The organism is Micromonospora sp. NPDC005087 (assembly GCF_042872965.1).
In the GTDB taxonomy this organism is placed as follows: Bacteria; Actinomycetota; Actinomycetes; order Mycobacteriales; family Micromonosporaceae; genus Micromonospora.
This window is the reverse complement of the sequence record NZ_JBIALB010000004.1, coordinates 404249-428664: the sequence shown is the minus strand read 5'-3', so window position 1 is coordinate 428664 and position 24416 is coordinate 404249. Positions and strand designations below refer to the sequence as shown.

Annotated in this window: 22 protein-coding genes; 4 read left to right on the top strand and 18 right to left on the bottom strand. The window is 72.4% G+C overall.

Going from position 1 to position 24416, the window contains the following annotated elements; translation table 11 throughout:
• Positions 1–78 precede the first annotated feature (78 nt).
• The 6 genes from ACFYPS_RS13105 to ACFYPS_RS13080 all read right to left on the bottom strand — a co-directional run bounded on the left by ACFYPS_RS13105 (position 79) and on the right by ACFYPS_RS13080 (position 5690).
• Positions 79–825, bottom strand: a complete 747-nt coding sequence (locus tag ACFYPS_RS13105; RefSeq protein ID WP_354964853.1) for an SDR family NAD(P)-dependent oxidoreductase — start codon at positions 823–825, stop codon at positions 79–81.
• A gap of 134 nt (positions 826–959) precedes the next feature.
• Positions 960–2084: a branched-chain amino acid ABC transporter permease gene (locus tag ACFYPS_RS13100; protein ID WP_354964854.1), complete on the bottom strand. Its 1125-nt coding sequence runs from the start codon at positions 2082–2084 to the stop codon at positions 960–962.
• Positions 2081–2971 (bottom strand): branched-chain amino acid ABC transporter permease, encoded by an 891-nt coding sequence (locus ACFYPS_RS13095; protein WP_354964855.1) that lies wholly within the window; start codon positions 2969–2971, stop codon positions 2081–2083. Before ACFYPS_RS13095 ends, ACFYPS_RS13100 begins: the two co-directional genes overlap by 4 nt.
• Entirely contained in the window at positions 2971–3741 is a 771-nt protein-coding gene (locus ACFYPS_RS13090; protein WP_354964856.1) for an ABC transporter ATP-binding protein, read from the bottom strand. The genes ACFYPS_RS13095 and ACFYPS_RS13090 overlap by 1 nt, the downstream gene beginning before the upstream one ends.
• Entirely contained in the window at positions 3738–4481 is a 744-nt protein-coding gene (locus ACFYPS_RS13085; protein ID WP_354964857.1) for an ABC transporter ATP-binding protein, read from the bottom strand. Before ACFYPS_RS13085 ends, ACFYPS_RS13090 begins: the two co-directional genes overlap by 4 nt.
• Before the next feature lie 3 nt (positions 4482–4484).
• Positions 4485–5690, bottom strand: coding sequence for a substrate-binding domain-containing protein (locus tag ACFYPS_RS13080; protein WP_354964858.1), 1206 nt, complete (start codon positions 5688–5690; stop codon positions 4485–4487).
• A 480-nt stretch (positions 5691–6170) separates the two neighbouring features.
• On the opposite strand from ACFYPS_RS13080, the gene ACFYPS_RS13075 reads away from it, so the two are divergent.
• On the top strand, positions 6171–7505 hold the full coding sequence (locus ACFYPS_RS13075; protein WP_354964859.1) for a potassium transporter TrkG: 1335 nt from the start codon (positions 6171–6173) through the stop codon (positions 7503–7505).
• Between the two features lie 156 nt (positions 7506–7661).
• Positions 7662–8330: a TrkA family potassium uptake protein gene (locus tag ACFYPS_RS13070; protein ID WP_354964860.1), complete on the top strand. Its 669-nt coding sequence runs from the start codon at positions 7662–7664 to the stop codon at positions 8328–8330.
• 47 nt (positions 8331–8377) lie between these two features.
• On the opposite strand, the gene ACFYPS_RS13065 is transcribed toward ACFYPS_RS13070, so the two are convergent.
• From ACFYPS_RS13065 to ACFYPS_RS13035, 7 genes are all read right to left on the bottom strand, one after another.
• A complete protein-coding gene (locus ACFYPS_RS13065; protein WP_387324503.1) occupies positions 8378–10015 on the bottom strand; it encodes a protein kinase in 1638 nt (545 codons plus the stop codon).
• A gap of 71 nt (positions 10016–10086) precedes the next feature.
• Positions 10087–11649, bottom strand: a complete 1563-nt coding sequence (locus ACFYPS_RS13060; protein WP_354964862.1) for a fused MFS/spermidine synthase — start codon at positions 11647–11649, stop codon at positions 10087–10089.
• 36 nt (positions 11650–11685) lie between these two features.
• A complete protein-coding gene (locus tag ACFYPS_RS13055) occupies positions 11686–12702 on the bottom strand; it encodes a hypothetical protein (RefSeq protein ID WP_354964863.1) in 1017 nt (338 codons plus the stop codon).
• A 193-nt stretch (positions 12703–12895) separates the two neighbouring features.
• Positions 12896–13705: an inositol monophosphatase family protein gene (locus ACFYPS_RS13050; RefSeq protein ID WP_354964864.1), complete on the bottom strand. Its 810-nt coding sequence runs from the start codon at positions 13703–13705 to the stop codon at positions 12896–12898.
• A complete protein-coding gene (locus ACFYPS_RS13045; protein WP_354964865.1) occupies positions 13698–14150 on the bottom strand; it encodes a response regulator in 453 nt (150 codons plus the stop codon). Before ACFYPS_RS13045 ends, ACFYPS_RS13050 begins: the two co-directional genes overlap by 8 nt.
• On the bottom strand, positions 14147–15895 hold the full coding sequence (locus ACFYPS_RS13040) for an ATP-binding protein (protein ID WP_387324499.1): 1749 nt from the start codon (positions 15893–15895) through the stop codon (positions 14147–14149). Before ACFYPS_RS13040 ends, ACFYPS_RS13045 begins: the two co-directional genes overlap by 4 nt.
• Positions 15892–17109 (bottom strand): fused response regulator/phosphatase, encoded by a 1218-nt coding sequence (locus ACFYPS_RS13035; protein ID WP_354964867.1) that lies wholly within the window; start codon positions 17107–17109, stop codon positions 15892–15894. Before ACFYPS_RS13035 ends, ACFYPS_RS13040 begins: the two co-directional genes overlap by 4 nt.
• A 297-nt stretch (positions 17110–17406) precedes the next feature.
• Here ACFYPS_RS13035 and ACFYPS_RS13030 point away from each other — a divergent pair, with 297 nt between their 5' ends.
• A complete protein-coding gene (locus tag ACFYPS_RS13030; protein ID WP_387324496.1) occupies positions 17407–19827 on the top strand; it encodes a M28 family peptidase in 2421 nt (806 codons plus the stop codon).
• Positions 19828–20098: 271 nt separating this feature from the next.
• On the opposite strand, the gene ACFYPS_RS13025 is transcribed toward ACFYPS_RS13030, so the two are convergent.
• The 5 genes from ACFYPS_RS13025 to ACFYPS_RS13005 all read right to left on the bottom strand — a co-directional run bounded on the left by ACFYPS_RS13025 (position 20099) and on the right by ACFYPS_RS13005 (position 22685).
• Positions 20099–20581, bottom strand: coding sequence for an SRPBCC family protein (locus tag ACFYPS_RS13025; protein ID WP_354964868.1), 483 nt, complete (start codon positions 20579–20581; stop codon positions 20099–20101).
• Positions 20578–20898, bottom strand: coding sequence for a metalloregulator ArsR/SmtB family transcription factor (locus tag ACFYPS_RS13020; protein ID WP_354964869.1), 321 nt, complete (start codon positions 20896–20898; stop codon positions 20578–20580). Before ACFYPS_RS13020 ends, ACFYPS_RS13025 begins: the two co-directional genes overlap by 4 nt.
• Before the next feature lie 171 nt (positions 20899–21069).
• Positions 21070–21324 (bottom strand): Smr/MutS family protein, encoded by a 255-nt coding sequence (locus ACFYPS_RS13015; protein WP_007465523.1) that lies wholly within the window; start codon positions 21322–21324, stop codon positions 21070–21072.
• Between the two features lie 121 nt (positions 21325–21445).
• Complete coding sequence (locus ACFYPS_RS13010) at positions 21446–21814, bottom strand: M48 family metallopeptidase (RefSeq protein WP_089018862.1); 369 nt, start codon at positions 21812–21814, stop codon at positions 21446–21448.
• Between the two features lie 100 nt (positions 21815–21914).
• On the bottom strand, positions 21915–22685 hold the full coding sequence (locus tag ACFYPS_RS13005; RefSeq protein WP_354963648.1) for an ROK family protein: 771 nt from the start codon (positions 22683–22685) through the stop codon (positions 21915–21917).
• Between the two features lie 62 nt (positions 22686–22747).
• Here ACFYPS_RS13005 and ACFYPS_RS13000 point away from each other — a divergent pair, with 62 nt between their 5' ends.
• The gene (locus tag ACFYPS_RS13000; protein WP_354963647.1) at positions 22748–24385 is read left to right on the top strand and encodes an ABC-F family ATP-binding cassette domain-containing protein; all 1638 of its coding nucleotides are present in this window, start codon (positions 22748–22750) and stop codon (positions 24383–24385) included.
• Positions 24386–24416: the final 31 nt, after the last annotated feature.

Here is a 24416-nt window from a genome sequence, read left to right as displayed (position 1 = left end):
CCCCTGTTGATCAAGAGGTCTGCGTCATCCTCCGGCCGAATCCTGACGCAAACCTCTTGATCAACAGGGTGCGGGTGCTCAGCGGCCGAGGACTGAGCCTCCGTTGACGCCCAGGACCTGGCCCGTCACGTAGCCGGCTGTCGGGCTGGCCAGATAGCGGACCGCCTCGGCGACGTCGTCCGGTAGCCCGGCTCGCCCGACCAGGGTCGCCGCGACCCGCGTCGCGTGGCCCTCCGGCGTCATCCGGTCACCGAAGAACTCGGTGTCGGCGACGTAGCCGGGGCTGACCACGTTGACCGTGATCTGTTCCGGGCCGAGCTCCGCTGCCAGGGCGTACGCCCAGCCGTGCAGCGCCGCCTTCGCCGCCGAGTACGGCCCGGCGCCGCCACGTTGCGCGGCGATCGAACTGACCAGGATCACCCGGCCGCCCGGACGGCGCAGGGCCGGTCGCAGCGCCTCGGTCAGCAGCACGGCGGTGAGCACGTTGGCGTCCAGGTTGGCCCGCCAGTGTGCGGCGGTTCCGGCCAACGTGCCGGTGTCCCCGCCCAGGTAGCCGCCAGCGTTGTTGACCACCACGTCGACCGGTCGACCGCCGACCGCCGCCAGGACCCGGTCGAGCTGCTCTGGGTCGGTCAGGTCCGCGGTCACGGCGGTGACGGCGTCCGGCCGCCCGCAGTCGGCGGCGATCTGCTCGGCGGTGGCCGTCAACACCTCCACCCGCCGCCCGACGATCAGTACGTCGTACCCGTCCCGGGCAAGAACCCTCGCGACGGCCGCCCCGATCCCGGTCCCGCCCCCACTGACAACCGCAACCCGCGAGTCCATCTCCCCGACCTCCCCTGGCGCAGAACCCCGTCGATCATGAAGTTATCGCCATCCGCCGCGGCTTGTCACGGCTATAACTTCATGATCGACGGGGTGAGACGCGGGGTGCGGCCGGGGCGGGGTGCGGGGGTGGGTCAGCGGCGGGAGGGTGGGAGTAGGGAGCGGCGGAGGAGGGTCAGGCGGGGACCGAGGCTGGCGAGGCCGCCGGGGAAGAAGTAGACGGCCAGGATGAAGAGGGTGCCGAGCACGAAGAGGGGCTGGGAGAGCGGCCGGCTGAGCACGGCGGGCAGGCTCTCCACCGCGTCGGAGCTGCCGAACGCGGTGAGCCGGTGGTCCAGGTACATGTAGAGGACGCCGCCGAGCACCGGCCCCCACCGCGTGCCCGGCCCGCCGAGCACCACCATGACCAGCAGCGACAGGGTCAGCTCGGACGAGGTGATGTGCGGCGAGGCGCCGCCGACGATCAGGCAGTAGACCGCTCCCCCGGCCGCTGCTAGCCCGCCGGCCAGGGTGAACGCCACCAGCTTGTAGCGGTACGGGTCGAGCCCGAGCACGCCGATCCGGCGCTCGTCGTCGCGCAACCCGGCCAGCACCCGCCCGGTCGGCGAGCCGGAGACCCGGTGCACCACGAAGACCACCAGGGTCAGGTACGCCAGCGCCAACCAGTAGAGGTTGACGGTGTTGGTCACCCCGACCAGCCCGGCGGGTAGCCCGGAGACGTCCAGCGGCAGGCCCTCCTCACCGCCGGTGAAGCCACCGAAGTCACGGGCCACCAGGATCGCCCCGACCTGGGCGAAGGCCAGCGTCACCATGGCGAACGCGATGCCGACCGTACGCAGCGCCACCGCGCCGAGCAGCGCGGCCAGGATCGTCCCGCCGGTGACGGTCAGCAGCGCCGCCTGCCAGAGCGGCAACCCGGCCTTGGTGACCAGGATGTCGGTGCCGTACACCCCGGCGGCGAAGTAGAGCGCGTGCCCGAAGGAGAGCATCCCGGTTCGGCCGAAGAGCAGGTCGTAACCGGCAGCGAGGCCACCGAAGACCAGGCAGACGGCGAGCACCTGCAGGGTGCCGGGCGAGTTCAGCGGTCCCTCGAAGATCCCCGGCAGGGGCAGCGTCGAGTACGGCACGATCAGCGCGACCACCAGCGCGACCAGTGGCAGGAACGGTCGTACCCGGTGCCACCGCCCGCGACCGGGGGTCAGCTCGGCGGGTACCGCCGCCGGCGGGGCGGGTACCTCGGGGCTCTTGACCTCGGTCATGCCGTTGCCACCTTTCCGGCGATGCCCTGGGGGCGCAGCAGCAGCACCACGGCCAGCAGCCCGACCACGCAGACGTCGCCGAGACCGGAGGGGCCGTAGTAGTTGACGAACTGTTGCAGCAGCCCGACGGCGACCGCCGCGTACGCGGAGCCGACCACCGAGCCCATCCCGCCGATCACCACCACGATGAACGCGAAGATCAGCAGCGAGCTGCCCTGCCCGGGCGAGACGGTGCCGAAGTAGACCCCGCCGAGCGCCCCGGCCAGCGCCGCGGCGGCCCCACCGATCGCGAAGACCAGGGTGAACGCCTTGCGCACGTCGATGCCGAGTGCGGTGACCATCTCCCGGTTCTCCACCCCGGCCCGGATCACCAGGCCGTAGCGGGTCCAGCGGAGGAAGGCGAGCAGCGCGCCCAGCACCAGCACCGCCGCGATGATCAGCAGCAGCCCGCCGTTGGGCACCTGCGCGCCGAGGATCCCGGTGACCTCCCGGGTCCAGTCCGGCCGCGGGAACGGCCGGGCGTCGGCGCCCCAGGTGGCCTGGAGCAGCGCCACCCCGGCCAGCGAGAGGCCGACGGTGACCAGCACCTGCTCGATGGTGCGCGAGTAGAGCGGCCGGATCAGCACCAGCTCGACCAGCACCGCCACCAGCGTGCCGGCGGCCACCCCGAAGACGACCGCGAGCACGAAGCCGAACCCGTCCGACCCGGCGCCCGGCAGGTTGCCCGCCGCCCACCACGTCGCGTACGCGCCGACGCCGAGGAACAGCCCGTGCGCGAAGTTGAGCACGTCGGCCAGGCCGAAGACCAGCGACAACCCGGAGGCGACCAGGAAGTACAGCGCCGCCAGGCCGAGCCCGGTCAGCGTCAACAGGATCACGGTCCCCATCAGTGGCCGTCCTTCCCCGCCGCGGCGCGGCCCGGCTCTGCCGGGTGGTGCGATTCGCCGCTGCCCACGCCCAGCAGGGACCTGGTCAGCGCCGTCTCCAGCAGCAGTTCCTGCGCGTCACCGGTCCAGGCGACCTTGCCGGCGGCGAGCACCACCGCGTCCCTGGCGAGCCGCCGGACCACCGCCAGGTTCTGCTCGACGAGCAGCACCGGCACGGACTCCGCGACCCGTTCCAGCACCTCGGCCACCTCGGTCACCACTTTCGGCGCCAACCCCTTGGTCGGCTCGTCGACCAGCAGCAGCCGGTTGTCGTTGAGCAGCACCCGGCCGATCGCGAGCATCTGCTGCTGCCCGCCGGAGAGCGAGCCGGCCCGTTGCCGTCCGCGCCGGTCCAGCTCCGGAAAGAGCGCGAAGACCTTGTCGTACGCCGGGCTGACGCCGCGCCGCTCGGCCAGCCGCAGGTTCTCCGCGACAGTGAGGCCGGCGAACACGCAGCGGTCCTCCGGCACGTAGCCGAGCCCGCCGCGGACCAGCCGGTGGGTGGGGCGGGCCAGCAGGCTCTGCGCGCCCATCCGGATGGTGCCGCGGACCTCCCCGGCGGGCGGGGTGAGGCCGACGATCGCGCGCAGCGTGGTGGTCTTGCCGACACCGTTGCGACCGAGCAGAACGGTGACGCCGGTGGGTGCGACCGTGAAGGACACGCCCTGGAGGATGTGCAGCCCGGAGATCCGGACCGACAGATCCTCCACGTTCAGGATCGGCTCGGTCATAGCGCCTCTCCGAGATAGGCCTCTTGCACCGTGGGGTTGGCCATCACCGTCTCCGGGGTGTCGCAGGCCAGCAGTGCGCCGTGGTGCATGACGGCGATCCGGTCGGCCAGCTCCAGGATGACGTCCATGTGGTGCTCGACCATCAACACCGCCCGGCCGCTGTCCCCGGTCAACGACTTGATCACCGAGACCAGCTCGGGCACGTCCTCGGCGCTGACCCCGGCCATCGGTTCGTCCAGGAGCATCACCCGCGGTTCACCGGCGAGCAGCAGGGCGATCTCCAGCTTGCGCTTCTCGCCGTGCGCGAGGGTGCCGGCCAGCGCCGTACCCCGGTGGGCGAGGCCGACCCGGTCGAGCGCCGCGTCGGCGGCGGCGGCCACCTCCCGGTCGGCCGCCGCCCGCCGCCACAGTTTCATCGAGCCCCCGCGGTGCGCCTGCACGGCGAGCCGGACGTTCTCCCGCACGCTGAGCGAGCCGAAGACCGACGACGCCTGGAAGGTACGGCCCAACCCGAGGCGGGCCCGCCGGTGCGGCGGGAGCGCCTCGATGTCCTGCCCGTCCAGGGTGATCCGGCCCTCCGTGGCCCGGCGCAGGCCGGTGATCAGGTTGAACAGTGAGGTCTTGCCGGCGCCGTTCGGCCCGATCACGCCCAGGAACTCCCCGGGCGCCAGGTCGAGGTAGACGCTGTCGACGATGGCGACCTCACCGATCCGCCAGGTCAGACCGCGGGTGGCGAGCATGGGTCAGCCCTTCATGGCCACGGCCGGCGGCGCGGACTCGTCACCGGTGAGGCTCTTCTGCGCGGTCGCCGTGAAGGCGGTGCCGCTGCCGGTCAGCTTGGCCTGGAACATCGGCTGGAGCAGCGCGTGGTCCGCGGCCCGGATGGTCATCTTGCCCTTGACCCCGTCGAAGCTCCAGCCCTCCAGGGCGGTGACCATCTTGTCGACGTCGTCCCCACCCTCCTGCACCGCGCGGACCACCATCTGGGCGGCGGCGAAGCCGTCCGGGTGGAACAGGTCGAGCGTGCCGCCGGGGATCTTCGCCTTGGCGGCCTTGGACGCCTCGGTGTCGCTCGCCCCGTCGAAGTAGTGCGACAGGAAGGAGATCTTCGTGCCGGCGGCGCCGAACGTCGGCCAGGAGGCCCGGATGTCCAGGCCGGTGACGACCGTGGTGGAGGAGAGCACGCCCTGCTGGTCGAGGCTCTGCCACATGGCCGGGGCGGTGGCGCCGGCCCAGGCGACGAAGAGCAGATCCGGCTTGGCCGTCTTGATCTGGCTGGCGAACGGGGTGAACTCGGTGGCGCTGGCCGGGGCCCGGACGCTGCTCACGGTCGCGCCCGCGCCGCCGATGACCGCCTTGACCGCCGCCTCGTTGGCGTCGCCGAACGCGCCGTCCTGGGCGAAGACCACGACCTTCCTGCCGGCCGGGTCGCCGATGAACGACTTCGCGGTCACCACGTCCTGGTACGACTGGCGACCAGAGCGGAAGGTGTACTTGTTCGCCCCGGTAACCGCGTCGGTGGCGGCCGGCCCGGAGATGAACAGGACCTTGTTCTGCGCCGCGATCGGCGCGACCTGGAGCGCCACGCCGGAGGCGGTGGAGCCGGCAATGATCTTCGTGCCCTTGCCGATCAGGTTCTTGGCCGCGGAGACCGCCTTGGCCGGGTCGCCCGCGTCGTCGACCTCGGTCAGCTCGATCTTGCGGTCACCGACCTTGCCGGTGCCCTTGGTGGCGAAGTCGAGCCCCGCCTTGAACCCCTCGATGTACTGCTTTCCGTAACTGGCCAGGGCACCCGACTGGGAGTACACCAGGCCGACCTTGACCGGCGCGGCACTGTCGCCGCCGCCGGTGGCGGTGTCCTGCGGGCTGCCACAGGCCGTGGCGGCCAACGCCGCGGCCATCATCGTGGCGGCGGAGAGGAACACCCGCCGCGTCGTCCGGACCGTCATTGCGACTCCACATGAGGACTCGGAGGGAGAGAACTTCTTCGTGACGGCCCACGCTAGAAGTGACGTCACCCACGAGCTATGTGGTGGAAACACACAAGTAACAGGAGAGGGGTAGCCGGACGTTACAACTGGCCGCACTACCACCCGAGGGCCCGGCCTCCCGATGGCCCGAACCCCCACGGACCGCCCGGCCGCTGTGTCGCACTCATCCACCCGAACGACCGCAGGGCCCCTCGTGCGCCGCCGGGCGCGGGCACCGCCGGCGACCGTCGAGCAGGTTGTCGCAGCAGCGGCTCCAAAGCCGCTCCCGCTCAAGGTCGTGCTGGATCGTGGATGTAGTGGTGTCAGACGTTTCGGGAGACCACTACATCCAGGATCAAGCGCGATCTTGGACGGGCGTGCGCCGCCGAGCGGCGGCAGGGGACCCTCCGGAATGGGCGTTCCCGCTCACACCCCGGCGCGAAAACGGAAGATTGTCTGGTGCGCCAGTTTTTCCGCAACCCGGTGCGGCTGGTGCCGTTCGGGTTTCTGGTGCCGATCCTGCTCGGCACCGGGCTGCTGATGGCGCGTTGGGCGACCGTCGAACACCAGCGCCCGCCGCTGGTCACCGCGCTCTTCACCGCCACCTCGGCCGTGTCGGTCACCGGCATGGCGGTCACCGACACCCCCAACTACTGGTCCGGCGGAGGACTGGTGGTGATAACCCTGCTCACCCAGCTCGGCGGCCTCGGCATCCTCACCGGCGCGGCACTGGTCATCCTGGTGGTCGCCCGCCAGCTCGGGCTGCGCAACCGGCTTCTGGTGCAGGCCGAGACGGCGGAGTTCGGCATCGGTGACGTCGCCCGGCTGCTGCGCCGGATCGCGGTCACCGTCTTCGCCTGCGAGGCGGTGATGACCGCGCTGGTCGCCGGCCGGCTCTGGCTGGCCTACGAGTATCCACCCGGGCGAGCCCTCTGGTCGGGCCTCTTCCACGCCATCCAGGCGTTCAACAACGGTGGCTTCGCGCTCTACTCCGAAGGCCTGCTGGCGTTCGACCGCGACCCGTGGGTGTCGCTGCCGCTGGCGTTCGGCGCGATCGTCGGTGGGCTCGGGTTTCCCGCCCTGTTCGAGGCGGCGCGCGAGTGGCGCCGACCGAGGCGCTGGGCGGTGGCCACCAAGCTGACCATCTGGGGCAGTGTCGCGCTGCTCCTGCTCGGCTTCGCCGGTCTGCTCGCCGCCGAGTGGACCAATGTCGGCACCATCGGCACGTACGACGTCCGGGGCAAGGTGCTCGCGTCGTTCACCCAGATCGCGTTGAGCCGCACCGGGGGTTTCAGCGTCCTGGACATCACCGCCCTGCAGGAGGAGAGCTACCCGCTGCTGATCGTGCTCATGTTCATCGGCGGCGGCAGCGCCAGCACGGCCGGCGGGATCAAGGTCTCCACGTTCTTCCTGCTGGCGTTCACCATCTGGGCGGAGCTGCGGGGCGAGCCGGACGTGACGGTCGGGCGCCGCCGGGTGGCCAACGCCAGCCAGCGGCAGGCCGTCACGGTGTCGTTGCTCAGCGTCGCGCTGGTCACGGCCGGCACGATGATCCTGCTGCTGATCACCGAGGGCGTCCGCTTCGTCGGGGCCCTGTTCGAGGTCACCTCCGCGTTCAGCACCACCGGGCTGACCGTCGGGCTGGCCGGCGAGCTGCCGGCCAGCGGCCAACTGACCCTGACCGTCCTGATGTTCATCGGCCGGGTCGGGCCGCTCACCCTCGGGTCGGCGATCGCACTGAACACCCGACGCCGGCTCTACCGCTATCCGCAGGAACAACCCATTGTCGGCTAGGACCGGTGTCAGAGTCGCCGGTCGAGCGGAGGCGGAGATTCTTCCGGATACCGGTGTTTCATCCGGAAGAATCTCCAACGCGGTTGGTTGTCATCTGGGCCTGCCGCAGGCCGGCCAGGGGCTCTACCGCGGGCCCTGGCAGCGAGGAGGGTCGAGGTGTCGGCTAGGCGAGCGGACGGCAGCGGCGTCGTGGTGATCGGGCTGGGTCGGTTCGGCAGCCACCTGGCCGGCTCGCTGACCCAGATGGACCACGAGGTGCTGGCCATCGACCGCAACCCGGACCGGGTACAGCGCTGGTCGGCCCAGCTGGACCGGGTCGTCCAGGCCGACTCGACCGAGGACGGGGCGCTGCGGCAGGTCGGCGTCGCCAGCTTCGGGCGGGCGGTGGTGGCCATCGGCGCCTCGGTGGAGGCGAGCGTGCTCACCGTACTGGCGCTGACCGAGCTGGGCCTGCCGCAGATCTGGGCCCGGGCGACCTCGCAGAAGCACGCCAAGATTCTCTCGTCGGTGGGCGCGCACCACGTGATCTTTCCGGAGGCGGAGACGGGCGACCGGGTGGCACACCTGATCGTCAGCCGGCTGCTCGACTTCATCGAGTTCGACGACGACTTCGCGATCGCCACCGTTCGCGTGCCGGAGTCCCTGGTCGGGCGCACCGTGCTCGACCTGCGCCCGGACGATCGCTACGGGGTCCGGGTCATCGGCGCCAAGCTGCCCGGCGAGCGCTTCAAGTACGCGTCGGACAGCACGGAACTTCCCCAGGGCGGGCTGCTCGTGGTGGAGGGTGGGATCGACCAGGTGCAACGGTTCGCGGGGCTCCGCTGAACCGCCTCACTTCTTCCCGCCGCCGTGCCCCCTCCCCTCACCCTTGGTCACTTTCCCCCTTTTCCCGAACCACCACCCGGCCCCTTGCCCTTGCCGGGCTTCTCCGGCTTCGCCTTCGTCGGGGCACCGCCCGGCCCACCCGAGCCGGAGCCGCCGCGGACCGTCGCCGCCTTGGGCGGGGCCTTCGTCGTGGCGGCGTTGCTCGGCATGGCGGCGGACGGTGTGCTGCCGGCCACCCCGGAGACCCGTACCCCGCAGGTCGCGTCGCCGAGCCGGAACTCCACCGGCAGCGGGTTCGCCCCGCTGTACTTCCCCGCCAGGGTGAGTTTCTCGGCCGCGCCGGGCGCGAGCGTGCCGCGCTGGGCCGCCGGCCGGATCAGCACCGTGCGGCCCTGCTGGCGCACCGGGGCCGGCTGCGCCTTCGTCACCGTCTGCTGACCGGGAAAGGTGAAGCTCAGCGTCCAGTCGCGCAGCGCGCTGCCCCCGGTGTTGGTCAGGGTCAGCTCGGCGGCGAAGTCCTTGCCGGAGTCTGCGCGCAGCGCGTACGCCACCTCGCAGGGCGCCGCCGGCGGCAGACCCATCCGGGCCTCGGTCGGCGGCTGGTCCCCGCCGTTGGCCGGGCTGCGCGAGGTGAGCCCCCACAGGGCCCCGGTGACCGCGAGCAGGCTGGCGGCGGCCACCCCGGCCTCAACCCGCCGACGCCTGGTCGCCCGCCTGCTTCGGTTGCGGGTGCGCGACAGCGGCAACGCGTCGGTCTCCGCCGACCAGGGCAGGATCGTGGTGCCGGCGCTGGCCAGCGCGGCCGGGTCCACTGGCCAGGCGGCCGGCGAGACCGGCACCGCCGCCAGCATTCCGGCCGCGTCGGCGAGGGTCCGGGCCAGTTCGGCGGTGGCGGGTCGTTCCCCGGGCTGCTTGGCCAGACAGCGCCGCACCAGGTCGGTCACCTCGTCGGGCAGCTCCGACACCTGCGGCATCGGGTCGGGGTCGTTGTACATGTGCGCGCGCAGCATCTGCGTGGTCGTGCTGGCCTGCCAGGGCAGCCGGCCGGTGAGCATCCGGTAGAGCAGCAGCCCGACGGCGTAGACGTCGGTGGCCGGGGAGACCTGACCGTTGTCCAGTCGCTCGGGGGCGAGGTACGCGGGCGTGCCGAGCAGCGTCCCGTCCGGCCCCTTCTCGCTCTCCCCCACCAGCGCGGAGATACCGAAGTCGACCACCTTGACCCCGGTCGACGTGAGCATCACGTTGCCCGGCGTGACGTCCCGGTGTACCACACCCCGGGCGTGCGCGGTGGCCAGCGCCGAGCTGACCTCCGCGCCGATGGTCACCGCCTCCCGCCACGGCAGCCGCCCCTCCCGGCCCAGCCTGCCGGCCAGCGAACCGCCGTCGACCAGCTCCATCACCACGTACGGCACGGTCAGGCCGGCCTGCTCGGACTCGCCGTAGTCGTACACGTTGGTGATGTTCGGGTGGCAGAGCCGCGCGGCGGCCTGCGCCTCGATGCGGATGCGGTGCCGGAAGGCCCGGTCGGTGGCCAGCCGGGAGGCGAGCACCTTCACCGCGACCTGCCGGCCGAGCACCTCGTCGTAGCCCCGCCAGACCACCGACATGCCGCCCGCGCCGAGCTGCTCGATCAGCCGGTACCGCTCATCGAGGAGTTGCGCACTGTTCCGGTCCCCACCGCCCATGGTGGCCGTTGTTGCCCAGGTGCGGCCCGGCTACACCTCGGGTATCGGAATCGGTCAGGAATGTCACCCGATCAGGCGGTGGCCAGCAGCTGATCCACCGGGGCGTAGTCGTCGGTCAGCACCAGCGCGTCCCCGATGAAGTCCGTCAGGTCCGCGCCGGAGAGCAGGCTGACCCGCCGGTCGACCTCGTCCAACCGGGCACGGACGGCGGCCAGCGGCAGCGGCGCGTCGGAGGCGACGATGAGGAAGTTCGCGCCCTGCTCCTCGGCGAGCGCCTCCGGCGGGGCGATCAACGCGACGTGCGCGAACTCGGCGGACACCGTGGCCAGCTCGGCGCGGATGAACCGCAGTGGCGGGTAGTCGATGACGTTCTGCACGTACACCCCGCCGGGGCGGGTCACCCGCCGGACCTCGGCGACCATCTCCCGGGTGGCCAGGTGCCAGGGCACCACCAGGTGGCCGAACGCGTCACCGACCACCAGGTCGCGACTGTCCGTCGGCTCGCCGACGACCAGCATCCGGGCGTCGCCCACCACCGCCCGCAGCCCCGGCCCCGGGCGTACGCCCAGCTCCCGCTCGCCCAGCTCGACCAGCCCGCCGTCGATCTCGAACACCACGTTGTCGGTGCCCGGCCGGGTGGCGGTCAGGTAGCGCGGCACGGTGAACCCGCCACCGCCCAGGTGCAGCGCGTCCAGCCGCTGCCCGGCGGGCGCGGCCACGTCCGCGACGGCGCCGATCCACTTGGTGTACGCGTACTCCAGGTGCTTCGGGTCGGCCAGGTCCACGTACGAGTGCTGGGCCGAGTTGAGCAGCAGCGTCCGCCCGCTGGGCCGGTCCGGGTCCGACGTCACCCGGGCGCAGTGGTACGCCGTCTCGATGTCGCACGGGTTCGGCGCGACGGTGGTCAGCCCCGCCCCGACCAGGCCGAGCACCGCCAGCGCGGCCCGGGTCCTGGCCGGACCGGGCAGCTCGGTGCGCGACTGCCGGCGCAGGTACCAGCCGAGGCCGATGCCGGCCAGCCCGAGCGCCACCGCCAGCGCCAGCAGGATCACCGTGCTGGGCAGCGCGGCGACCAGCACGAAGCCGGTGAGCAGGGTGGCGGTGATGCCGCCCAGGGTGCCGATCCCGGAGAGCCGGCCGACCACCTGGCCGGTCCGACGCAGGTCGGCGAGCTGGAGCTTCACGACCAGCGGGGTGACCGCGGCGAGCAGCGCCGCCGGCACGAACACGGCCAGCGCCACCAGCAGCAGGATGGCGCTGGCGGCACCGCCGCGCAGCACCTCACCGGCGTACCGGACCACGGGCAGGGTGACCGCGGTGGCGATGCCGGCCAGCACCAGCGCCGGCGCCAGCAGGCCCCGCGGGTCGCGCCGGTCGGCCAGCCAGCCGCCGGACCACGCCCCGTACGCGATCGCGGCCAGCGCGATGCCGATCACCGAACTGGTCACCTGGAGGGTCACCCCGACGTACGGGCCGACCAGGCGCAGCGCGACCGTCTCCAGCACCAGCACGGCGCCGCTGGAGAAGAAGACCAGGAAGGCGGCCAGGCCGTTGGGCAGCGCCCGGCCGGTGACCGGCACGGACGGGGCCGAGGAAGCCGGCGGGGCCGCTACATCGGACGGTGGGGAGCTCATCGTCGCGATGGTACGCAGCCAAGCTGGTGCCGCGGGTCAGTACATCGAGAGATGAACATGGTTCGTGTGGCTGGCGGCCGGACTGCCGCTGCCGCTGTACGAGCGCCACCCGGTGCCGGGATGCCAGATCTGCCTGTACCAGATCACGTAGAGCACACCCAGACGATCGGCGTTGCGCACGTGCCAGGCGGCCAGGCTGTCCCCGTACGCCTTGTCGCCGCCGGTCGCGTTGCGGTCCTCGAAGCCATTCGTGGCGGCCGCGAAGTCGCAGGCCCGCCCCTTCGGGTGCTCGCCGCCGCCGCCGCTGCGGTGGCAGGAGACGTGCCGCTTGTAGCCGGCCGCCTGGGTCTGCTTGAGCGCGTTGAGAGTGCGCGGGGTGATGCACCCGGACGTGGTCGGGTCATCCACCGAGCAGGACTCTGACGGCCAGGATCCGTCCGAGTTGCGCGGCGCCGGCTTGGCCGAGGCGGAGCTGCCGCCGCTGAAGCCGTTGCTGCTGCCCGAGCTGACCTCGGCGAGCGCCGCCTCGGCTTCCTTCTTCTTCTTCGCCATCACGGCGAGCTGCTTCCGCTGCTCGCGGACCTCCGTGTCGATGGCGACCTTCGCCTGCTGCGCCTGCTGCCGGGCGTCGGTCAGCGTGCGGAGCCGCTTGCCGTCCCGCTGGGCCATCAGATCGAGGTCGGCCGCGCGTTGCAGGAACGCCTGCGGGTCGGCGGAGTTGAGCAGCATCGTCACCGGGGTGAGCCGGCCCGCGCGGTACGACTGCGCGGCCACCTCGCCGACCTGGGCGGTGAGCTCGACCAGCCGGCCCTCGACGCTCTTCAGCTCGCCGGTGAGCGCCGTCTGCCGACGCTTGGAGTTGTCCAGCTTGGCCTTCGCCTCGATGTGACCCTTGGCGGTCAGCTCCAGCGCGTCCCGCAGCTTCTTGCTGCCGCCCTCGCCGGGCTCCGCGTACGCGGGCACCGCGCCACCGGCGAGCACCAGCGCGGCGGCGGCGACGAGAGTGAGCAGCACGCGGCGACCGCGTCGCTGGCTGAGCCTGATCCTGGGCACGAAAGCGTCCTTCCGTCGACCGCCGGCCCCCGGTGAACCACTGCGCGGCGGCGTCCCCGCCGGCGCCGGTCGGCGGCCTGCTGGCGGAGACCGCCGGTCACGATACCGGAAGCCACGCCGGTGACCAGTCCCGTGACGGCTGGGCGGCTCCGGTGTCGACGCAACGTGCCACCACCGTCGCGGAGTGCGCGGATCAGGTGCCGAGCAGGGCGTCGTGCACCTCGGCCCAGACCTGCTCGTTGGCCGCGACGAGCAGGCCGTGACCCTCGTCGGCCGGGTGATAGTCGACCCCGTCGAACCGGCGGGCGACGCCGCCGGCCGCACGGACCAGCAGGGTGCCAGGGCCGTGGTCCCACGGCAGGGTGCGCCAGAAGAGGACGAACTGCTGCTCACCGGTGAGGATGTCCAGGTACTCCCGGCCGGCGCAGTGCTGGCCGGGCAGCAGCTCGCCGAGCCGCCGGCCACCGGCACGGACCCGGTCCCGGGTCTCCGGTGGCAGGAACCGGGTCATCGCGGCGCCACGCAGCTCGCCCATGCGCGGCCCGGCACCGGTGTCGCCCACCGGCCGGCCGTTGAGCAGGGTGCCGTCGTCGGCCCGACCGCTGGCCAGGATCCCGGCCAGCGGGTCCAGGATCCAGCCGGCGGCCGGCCGCCCGTCGGTCAGCAACGCCACCATCAGGGCGAACGGCCGGCGACCGGCGGCGAAGTTGGCGGTGCCGTCGATCGGGTCGACCAACCAGACGTCCCCGCCGTCGCGCAGGTGCCGCAGCAACCCCGGATCGTCGGCGACGCCCTCCTCGCCGACCACCATCGAGCCGGGCCGCAGCCGGCGCAGCCCCGCGGAGATCAGCTCCTCGGCGCGGCGGTCCGCGACGGTGACGATCTCGCCGGGCGCCTTCTCCGACACGTCGGCCTCGTCCAGCTTGCGGAACAGCGGCAGCACGATCTGGTCGGCGGCCTCCCGGAGCAGGTCACCGACGTCGTCGAGCAGGCCGTCAGCCACGCGGCGGCAGCTTGACCACGCTGACGAAGAACTCGTCGATCTGCCGGACCACCGAGATGAAGCGCTCGAAGTCCACCGGCTTGGTCACGTAGGCGTTGGCGTGCAGCTGGTAGCTGCGCAGGATGTCCTCGTCGGCCTGCGAGGTGGTGAGCACCACGACCGGGATCCGACGCAGCTCCTCGTCCTTCTTGATCTCTTCCAGCACCTCCCGGCCGTCGCGGCGGGGCAGGTTGAGGTCGAGCAGGATCAGGTCGGGCGTCACGGCCTCGGCGTACTGGCCCTCCTGCCGCAGGTAGGCGAGCGCCTCGGCGCCGTCGGACACGACGGTCAGCCGGTTGCGGAGCTTGTGCTCCTCGAACGCCTCCTGGGTCATCAACACGTCACCCGGATCGTCCTCCACGAGCAGGACCTCGATCGGGCTCTTGCCGTCCGCCGGCGCGGTCATCCCACCGTCTCCCTCATGTCACCCGTTCTACCGCCTTCCGGGGATCCGTCGGCCCGGTCCGGCCGGTCCGCCCCGGCGGACTGGTCCGCGGAGGTTGCCGGCGCCTCGTTCGAGGGCACGGCGTCGCCGGTCGCGACACCCGCCGCGGGCGCCTGCGGCGGTTCCGGCGACTCCGCGGCGGCTGCCGCCGGCTCGACGTCCTCGGGCAGCGCCGGCAGGGTGAACCGGATCGCCGTGCCCTCCGGTACGTCCGTGTCCACCCAGACCCGGCCGCCGTGATATTCGACGATCTTCTTGACGATGGCCAAGCCGATGCCGGTGCCCGGGTACGCGTCCTTCGAGTGCAGCCGCTGGAAGATCACGAAGATCTTGTCGGCGAACTCCGGCTCGATCCCGATGCCGTTGTCCTGGCAGCTGATCTCCCACTCGGAGCCGACCAGCCGGGTCGAAATGTGCACCTTCGGCGGCACGTCCGGGCGGCGGAACTTGATCGAGTTGCTGACCAGGTTGGCCAGCAGGTTGGTGAGCAGCGGCTCCTCGCCCCGGATCACCGGCAGCTCGGTCCAGGTCAGCTCGGCGTCGGCGTACTGCCGGGCGGCCTCGGTCTGACCGGCCACGTCGCCCATCACCTTGTTCAGGTCGACCTCGACGAAGCCGTTGGTGAGCCGCCCGATCCGGGAGAACGCGAGCAGGTCGTTGATCAGCCGCTGCATCCGCTGCGCGCCGTCCACCGCGAAGGCGATGTACTGGTCGGCCCGCTCGTCGAGCTGACCGGCGTAGCGGCGCTGGAGCAGCTGGCAGAAGCTGGCGACCTTGCGCAGCGGCTCCTGAAGGTCGTGCGAGGCCACGTACGCGAACTGCTCCAGGTCGCGATTGGACCGGGTCAGCTCCTCGGCCTGCTTCTGCAGCTGACTGTTGACCCACTCGATGCGCTCGCGGGCCTCCCGCACCTCGGCCAGGTCGGAGGCGATCTTCTGGCGCATCGCGTCCACACCCGCGCCGAGTTGGACGAACTCCGGCGGGCCGGTGGTGGCGATGCCGTGCTGGTAGTCGCCCTCGGCGACCTCGCGGACCTGGTCGGCGAGCCCGATCAGCGGCCGGATCACCATCCGGTCCAGCGAGAGCAGCAGCACCGCGCCGGCGACTACCACCACCAACGCGGCAATGATCAAGAGCGCGACCAGCAGGTTGCTGCTGCTGCGTACGTCAGACGCGGACTGTTCCCGGGCCGCCAGTATCTCCCGCTGGAGGTCGTCGATCGCCGACCGGACCTCGTCGAACTGCTGCCGGGCCCGTTCGGTGACCAACGCCTGACCGGCGCTGGTGCCGCTCTGCTCGGTGGTGCTGATCACCGGCAACGCCACCGACTGCCGCCACTGCTCGGCCCGCTCCTCGACGATCCGCAGTTCCTGGCCGATCTGCGGGTAGTTGTCGAGCAGGGCCTGCATCGCGGCGACGACCTTCTGCTCCTGGTCGAGCCCCGCGTGGTACGGGCCCAGGTCGTTCGGATCACCGCTGACGGCGTACCCGCGAACCGCCGTCTCCTGGTCGAGCACCGCGTTGAGCAACTCCTGCGCCTGCACCCGCAGCGGGCCGGTCTCGTTCAGGATGGCGTCGATCTGGGTGCGGTTGCGCGCGGCCATCGCCGCCTCCGCCCCGGCCAGGCCGATCAACAGCACGCCCACGACGGTGAGCAGGGTGATGACCCGGCGGCGCAGACTCCAGCCGCCGACCACCGGCGTCACCGGCCACCGCCACGGCTGACCAGCAGCATGGCCACGTCGTCAGCGAGGGGGCCACCGTTGATCTGCTCGGCCCGGCCGACCAGCCACGCCGGCAGTTCGGGCAGGGACACGTCACGGTTGGCCGGCTCGTCGAGCAGCCCGCTCAGGCCCGGCACGTCGAGCCGCTCGTTGCCCTCGCCCACCCGCCCCTCGATCAGGCCGTCGGTGTACATCAGCAGGGACCAGTCATCGGTGTCGAACTCCAGGTCATAGGCGATCGGGCGGCGCGGTCGTACGCCCAGCAGCAGGCCCCCGGGCGCGGGCACCGGGGCGACCCGCCCGTTCGCGAGCAGCAGCGGCGGCGGGTGCCCGGCGAGCCGGACGGTCGCCCGGTTGGCGTCCAGGTCGAGTCGGGTGGTGGCCACCGTCGCGAAGATCTCCTGGAGGCGGCGCTCGCTCATCAGCACCTGCTCCAGCGCCGGCAGCACCTCGTCGTCCGGCACCTTGGCCAGCACCAGGGCCCGCCAGGCCACCCGCAGCTCCACGCCGAGCGCGGCCTCGTCCACGCCGTGCCCGCAGACATCCCCGACGATCAGGTCGAGGCGGTCCGGACGGGTCTGCACCACGTCGAAGAAGTCCCCGCCGATCAGCGCGGCGTGCCGGCCCGGCCGGTAGAAGGTGTGCACAGCCACCTCGTCGGTGGACATCAGTGGCTGGGGCAGCAGGCCGCGTTCGAGCCGAGCCGACTCGGCCTGACGCAGCTCGACCTCGCGCAGCCGGCGGGCGTTCACGTCGGCGCGCTTGCGCTCCACCGCGTAGCGCAGCGCCCGGGTCAGCAGCACCCCGTCCACCTGGCCCTTGACCAGGTAGTCCTGCGCACCCTCGGCGACCGCCACGATGCCCAGGTGCTCGTCTGAGCGGCCGGTCAGCACACAGACCGCGGCGCCACTGGACATCTCCAGCACCTGACGCAGGCCGTCCAGGCCCTGCGCGTCCGGCAGGCCCAGGTCGAGCAGGACACAGTCGACGCCGATCATCCGCTGCCGCGCCTCACTGAGGCTGCTGGCGACCAGCAGGTCGATCATCGAGTTCGTTTCGGCCAGCAGCTCGCCGACCAGGAAGGCGTCGCCCTCGTCGTCCTCCACCAGCAGCACCCGCAACCGCTCACCGGGCGGTAGGTTGGCGTGCCGCGCCAAGCCGCCGTGCGGGTACGGCACAACGGGGGAACCGGCCATGCCGCCTCCCCGGTGCGGCCGGGTCACCGCCGCGAGACGCGGGAGATCGCTGGTGATGTCGGGCTCCTTCCGAGTGCCCTGCTGATCCTGTATTAGACAACGGTCGCACACAACACGACGGCTTCGGCGCGGCCGGGGATGGGCCGCCTCACTGCCCCGCCGAAGGACAAACCGGGCACGGTGGACACTCGAGCGTCCGGCCGTCCCACCCGACGACTACCCGACCGGCCGTCCCACCCGGGGCTGCCGGAGGGCAGGATGGTGCCACCCCAGGCACCACCACCCCGAGGAGTTCCCGTGGGCGCACCCCCCACCCCCGCCACGACGGGCATGCCGGTTCGCCCGGGTCCGGGCGTACCGGCCGCCGACCGCGCGCTGGCCCGGCCCCGCCGGCGGCTCACGGCCGTCGCGGCCGCCCTCGTCGCGCTGGTCGCCGTCGGCGCCGGCAGCCTGCTCGACCTGCGCACCCCGGCCCCGACGCCGGCCGACGCGCCCTCCGACGAGTTCAGCGCCACCCGGGCGTACGAGGACGTCCAGGTCATCGCAGCCCGGTCGCACGTCGCCGGCAGCCCGGCCAACGACCAGGTTCGCGCGCACATCGAGCAGCAGCTACGCGGTCTGGGCCTGGAGACCGGGGTGCAGGACACGGTCGCACCGGAAGCCGGCCAGCTCAGCGGGGCCGCGGGCGGGGCCACCCTGGCCCGGGTCCGCAACGTGGTGGCCCGAATGCCCGGCACCGACCCGACCGGCCGGGTCTTCCTCGTCGCCCACTACGACTCGGTGCAGACGGGCCCGGGCGGCAACGACGACGCCGCCGGCACCTCGGCGATCCTGGAGGTGGCCCGGGCGCTGGCTGCCGGCCCCCGGCCGCGCAACGACATCGTCTTCGTGCTGACCGACGCCGAGGAGGCCTGCCTCTGCGGCGCGTCCGCGTTCGCCGCCAGCCACCCGCTGGCGGCCGACGGTGGGGTGGTGCTCAACCTGGAGGCGCGTGGCTCCACCGGGCCGGTGATCATGTTCGAGACGTCCCGGAACAACGCGAAGCTGGTGGACGTCTTCGGCCGGGCCGCCCCGCACCCGGTCGGCACCTCCTTCGCCGTGGAGATCTACCGCGCGCTGCCCAACGACACCGACTTCACCGCCTTCCTGGACCGGAAGTTCGTCGGGCTGAATTCGGCGTACATCGACGGCGGCGCGATCTACCACACACCGCTGGACACCCCGGCGGCCATGGACCGCGGCAGTCTCCAGCAGCACGGGGACAACGCGCTGGGCCTGGCCCGGGAGTTCGGTCGCACCGACCTGACCGACCTGCGCTCCGGGCACGACGCCACCTACTTCCCGGTCCCCGGCGGGCTGGTCCGCTACCCCGGCTGGCTCACCCTGCCGCTGGCACTGCTCGCGGTGCTCGCGGTGGCCGCGCTGGGCTGGCTGACCCGGCGACGGGGCCGGGCCACCACCGGTCGGCTCGCCGCCGGCTTCGGGCTGGCCCTGGTGCCGATCGTGGCCGCGCCGGTGGCCGCGCAACTGCTCTGGATGGCGATCACCGCGATCCGACCGGGGTACGCCGAACTGCTCGACCCCTACCGGCCGACCTGGTACCGGCTGGCCGTGCTGGCCCTCGCCGCCGCCATCCTGTTCACCTGGTACGCGCTGACCCGCCGCCGGATCGGACCGGCCGCGCTCGCCGTCGGCGGGCTGGCCTGGCTGGCCCTGCTCGGGGTGCTGCTCGCCGTGGCGGTGCCCGGCGGGGCGTACCTCACCACCCTGCCGGCGCTCGCCGGCGCCCTCGGCGGCCTGCTCGCGCTGCGCACCCGGCAGACCGGGCCGTGGCCGGTGGTGGCGGTGACCGCCGCCGCGGCGGTCGGCGTGGTCATCCTGCTGCCCACCGTGGTGCTGCTCTTTCCCGCGCTGGGAATGGCGATGGGTGGGGTGGCCGCGCTGGTCGCGGTGCTGCTCGGCCTGACCGCGCTTCCGGTGGTCGACCTGCTGCACCCGCAGGCCGGCGGCCAGCGCGGGCTGGTCGCGCTGCGGGCCCGGCGGCTCGCGATCCTGCCGGCCGGAGCCGCCGCCCTGGCGGCCGTGGTGCTCGCCGGGGTCGGGCTGGCCGTCGACCGGTTCGACGCCGCCCACCCCGCGCCCACCCACCTGATGTACGCAATGGACGCCGGCACCGGCCAGGCCCGCTGGCTGAGCCATGAGACCGACCCGCAGCCGTGGACGGATGGCTACGTGGACGGGGTGACCGACGTCGGCGACGACTTCCCCGGCCTCGGCGACGGTGAGCTACGGACCGGCCCGGCGCAGCCGGCGAACCTGCCGGCGCCGAAGCTGGAGGTGCTCGCCGACTCCGGCTCGGGTGGGGAACGCACGCTCCGGCTGCGGCTCACCCCGCAGCGGGAGGTCCGGCTCGCCACCCTGCACGTCGACACGTCGACCGCCACCGTGCTGCGGGCCGAGGTGGCCGGCCGGTCGGTGCCGGTGGAGCCCCGGGACGGCCGATGGGGCTTCGGGCTGGTCTTCCACGCCCCACCGGCGGAAGGGATCGAGGTCACGCTGACCCTGCGACCGATCGCCGGGCAGGTTGCGGTGCGGGCGATGGACGCCAGTGACGGGCTGGACGCGCTGCCCGGCTTCCGCCCCCGGCCACCGGCCGTCGGCATCGTCGGCTCGCACAGCTCCGAGATGCTGGCGGTCGCCCGCACCTATCCCATCTGACGGGCGGTCCGGTGGTCCGCTGGAGCATTCTCCGCCGGACCATCGGCCCCGCGGTCAATCATCGATCGCCTGGTAGACAGCGGTCCCCCGACGGCCCGGAAACGGCATGATCTTGGTGGATTCGATTTTCTCGGTGTGAACTGCCGGCAAGGCGGGCCGCTTGAGGTCCGGTGCGCGGTCGGCGGGCCGAGCCACGTCCCTACCGGCTCGGCCCGCTTCCGTCGGCTGCTGCACTTCCCTGCTGTACTCCTACGGCGGCTTGGTCGGGCCGTTAGCTGTCGCCACCAAAGAGGGAGAGATACCGGCCGAGGTAAAGGGGCCACCCGGTGTCGCTGTCGACCCCATCTCGGACCGACTCCCAGCCAGGGCCGTGCCGGTCAAGGTGCCGGTGTTCCAGCTCGATCCGGGTCTGAGCTGGCGTCTCGACGACGAATATGACTTCGACCTCGCTGGTGAGGTCCGGATCGGTTTCGACCTGCCAGGTCGGTCCGATGTCCCAGCTGAAGACGACCCGGGTCGGCGGCTCGTACGCGAGAATGCGCGCCCACCGGCATTCGCTTCCGTCGGCACCCCGGTCGTAGATGTGCCCGCCAACCCGGGGCTCGAACACGGTCTCGGCGATCGGGACCTGGAGCAGATTGTGTTCGCGCGGCTTGAAGTCGCCGAACCGCTCGGTGAATACGGTGAAGGCCTGCTCGATCGGCGCGTTGACGACGATCTGTCGGCGGACCACCGCCGTAGCTGCTTGCGTCATGAACTCTCCTCGGTCTCTTCAACGACGTCCTGATACCCGTCCAGCGCCCGTCGCCAGAATGTGTCGAGCTGGTCCCGTAGAGCGACCAACCCAACCGGACTGAGCCGGTAGACGCGGCGGGTGCCCACCGCCTGGTCAACGACCAGGCCCGCGCTCTTGAGCACCTTGAGGTGCTGCGACACGGCTGGCCGACTGATCGGCAGCTCATCTGCCAACTCCCCCACGGCGCGTGGTCGCTCGGCTAGGCGCTGAACGATGGCGAGCCTGCTGGGATCACCCAGCGCCTCCCAGCCCGGGTGCATTCCGTAAGTGGCCACGAACGAAAGCTACGACTTACCGTTGCCGTCGTCAAGGCAAACCACGAAACGGCTCGCCGCTCAGGCCGGTCGCTCCCGTCCGGCCATCTCGTCAACTGCCGGCCAGCGAAGATCGCACCCGGCGGGCCATCGATATGGCACTCGGCGGGGACCAGGCCGGCCCCGCCGCCTCTACTTCCAGCGGAAGTGCACGAAGAGTCGGCCGAAGTTCTTGGAGTCCTTCTCCACCCGGTGATAGAGCTGCTTGACGTCCTTCTGGTCGAGGAACCGCAGCACCCGCTTCTTGAGCTGGCCCGATCCCTTGCCCGGGATGATCTCCACGAGGGTGGCCTTCTTCGCCACCGCCTCGTCCATGATCCCGCGTAACGCGCGGTCGATGTCCTGGCCCTTGTTGAAGATCTCGTGCAGGTCCAGCTTGAGCTTCATGCCGCAGCCCCCGGCCGGTCAGGTCCCATGTCCGCCATCCTAGGCACGCCAGGCGGGGCGCCCGCCGGACGACGACGGGGCGGCCCCGAAGGGCCGCCCCGTGCACGTCACCGGTCCGCGTTCAGCGCGTACCGCCCAGGCGGGTCTCCACCCGCTCCAGCGCGACCCGGTAGTCGTCGTTGGCCGCGTACATCGCGGCGGCGATCCGCAGGTGCCGCAGCGCGTCCGAGTGCCGGTTCAGCCGCTCCAGCGTCCGGCCCAGCACGTGGTGCGCGTAGTGGTCGCTCGGGTCCCGGTCGACCAGCTCCCGCAGCTGCTCCTCGGCCCGGTTGAGCTGAGCCGACTGGAAGTACGCCCGGGCCAGCAGCTGCCGGACCGCCGCGTTGCCGGGTTCGGCGTCCACGATCGGCTCCAGCAGTCGGGCCGCTCCGCTCGGATCACCTGTTTCGAAGAACATGGTCGCCCGCCGGTAGTCCGCCAGAAGATCCATCTGCCCACCTCCTCGGGTCGCGCGCCGTCACTGTTCCGACGCTGGCACAACGCTGGGCGTTTGGCGACTGTTCCCCGGGTCTCTTTCCACCCTCGGCGGGTCAGGTGCGGGCGTCCCGGCGTCCGGTGGACAGCTCCCAGGCGCGGACGCCGCCGACGATCCCCGCGGTGTTCGGCACCACGACGACGTCGTCGCCCATCCGGGCCAGCTGCTCGGGCCGGATCAGCCGGGAGTTGCCCCCGCCCAGGTAGAGCCGGTCCCAACGGAACACCGGGCGGAGCCCGTCCACCACCTGCCGGATCCGCCGGGACCAGAAGGCGTCGCCGAGCCGGCGGCGCTCCGGCTCGCCCACGTACGTGTCGTAGGTGGTGCCCCACCGCACCGGCGCGTGGGACAACTCCAGGTGCGGGGCGAGCACCCCGCCGTCGAAGAGGGCGCTACCCAGCCCGGTGCCCAGGGTCAGGACCAGCTCGCATCCGGTGCCGGCGACCACCCCGGCGCCGTGCACCTCGGCGTCGTTGAGCACCAGCGCCGGCACCCCGAACGCGTCGGCCAGCGCGCCCCGCGCGTCCCAGCCGGACCACTCGGCGAGCAGGTCCGGATCGACCCGGCTGCGTGGTCCGCTGCGGGTCACGTAGTGCGGTGTGGTCACCACCACTCCGTGCCGGATCATCCCGGGCACGCCCACGGTGAGCCGGTCGGCCGCCGGCAGCCGCCCGCCCAGGTCGAGCAGGGTTCGGACGAACAGCTCAGGCGGCAGCGGGTACGGGGTCGGCACCCGCAGCGGCCGGGCCCGCATCGTGCCGGCCTCGTCGAGTACCGACGCCTTGATGCCCCCGCCACCGCAGTCGATCGCCAGTGTGGTCACCACGTCGTTGAGTCTGCCCGCTGCCGCCCGGCCGTATGCCGGCGGCCGGATAGGCTGCCGTCCTGATGAGCGCCACGATGATCGTCAAGGACCTGGCCGCCGGGCACGGCGACCGCCCGCTCTTCGCCGGATTGGACCTGGTCGTCGCCCCCGGCGACGTGGTCGGCCTGGTCGGGCCGAACGGCGCCGGCAAGTCGACGCTGCTGCGTACCCTCGCCGGGTTGCTGCCGGTGGAGGCCGGCAGCGTCCGGCTCAGCCCTCCCACCGCGACCGTCGGGCACCTGCCGCAGGAACCGGAACGGCGGCCGGGCGAGACGGTGCGCGATTTCCTGGCCCGGCGGACCGGGGTGACGGCCGCGCAGGCCGCGCTGGACGTGGCGACCGAGGCGCTGACCGCCGGGGCCGCGGGCGCCGACGACGCGTACGCCGACGCGCTGGAGCGCTGGCTGGCCCTCGGCGGCGCGGACCTGGACGAGCGCGCCGAGCAGGTCAGCGCCGACCTTGGGCTCGCGGTCGACCTGGACCATCCGACGACCGGGCTCTCCGGCGGTCAGGCCGCCCGGGCGGGGCTGGCCTCGCTGCTGCTCAGCCGCTACGACGTGTTCCTGCTCGACGAGCCGACCAACGACCTGGACCTGGCCGGGCTGGAGCGATTGGAGGAGTTCGTCACGGGGCTGCGGGCCGGCACGGTGCTGGTCAGCCACGACCGGGAGTTCCTGACCCGCACGGTGACCCGGGTGCTGGAGCTGGACCTGCCGCAGCAGCAGGTGCACCACTACGGCGGTGGCTACGCGGCTTATCTGGAGGAGCGCGAGGTGGCGCGGCGGCACGCCCGCGCCGACTTCGAGGAGTACGCGGACGCCCGGGCTGGCCTGGAAGCGCGGGCCCGCACCCAGCGCGCCTGGATGGAGAAGGGCGTGAAGAACGCCCGCCGCAAGGCCACCGACAACGACAAGATCGGCCGCAAGTTCCGCAGCGAGGCGACCGAGAAGCAGGCGGCCAAGGCCAAGCAGACCGAGCGGCTGATCGAACGGCTCGACGTGGTCGAGGAGCCCCGCAAGGAGTGGGAGCTGCGGATGGAGATCGCCGCCGCGCCCCGCGCCGGCGCCGTCGTGGCCACGCTGCGCGGCGCGGTGGTACGCCGGGGCGGGTTCACCCTCGGCCCGATCGACCTCCAGATCGACTGGGCGGACCGGGTCGCGGTGACCGGGGCGAACGGCTCGGGCAAGTCCACCCTGCTGGCCGCGTTGCTCGGTCGGCTGCCGCTGGACGCCGGAACCGCGTCGCTCGGGCCCGGGGTGGTGGTCGGCGAGGTGGACCAGGCCCGAGGGCTGTTCCTCGGCGACGCGCCGCTGATCGACGCCTTCCAGGCGGCCGTACCGGAGATGTCGCCGGCGGACGCGCGGACCCTGCTGGCCAAGTTCGGGCTGCGCGCGGCGCACGTGCCACGGCCGGCGGCCACCCTGTCCCCCGGCGAGCGGACGCGGGCGGCGCTGGCCCTGCTCCAGGGGCGCGGGGTCAACCTGCTGGTACTCGACGAGCCCACCAACCACCTGGACCTGCCGGCCATCGAGCAGCTCGAAGCGGCCCTGGCCAGCTACCCGGGCACGCTGCTGCTGGTCACCCACGACCGGCGGATGCTGGCCGCCATCGAGACGAACCGCCGGCTGCGGGTCGACGCCGGACGGATCGCCGAGGATTGATCCGTGCCGGCGGGCCGGCGCGGGGTGAGAA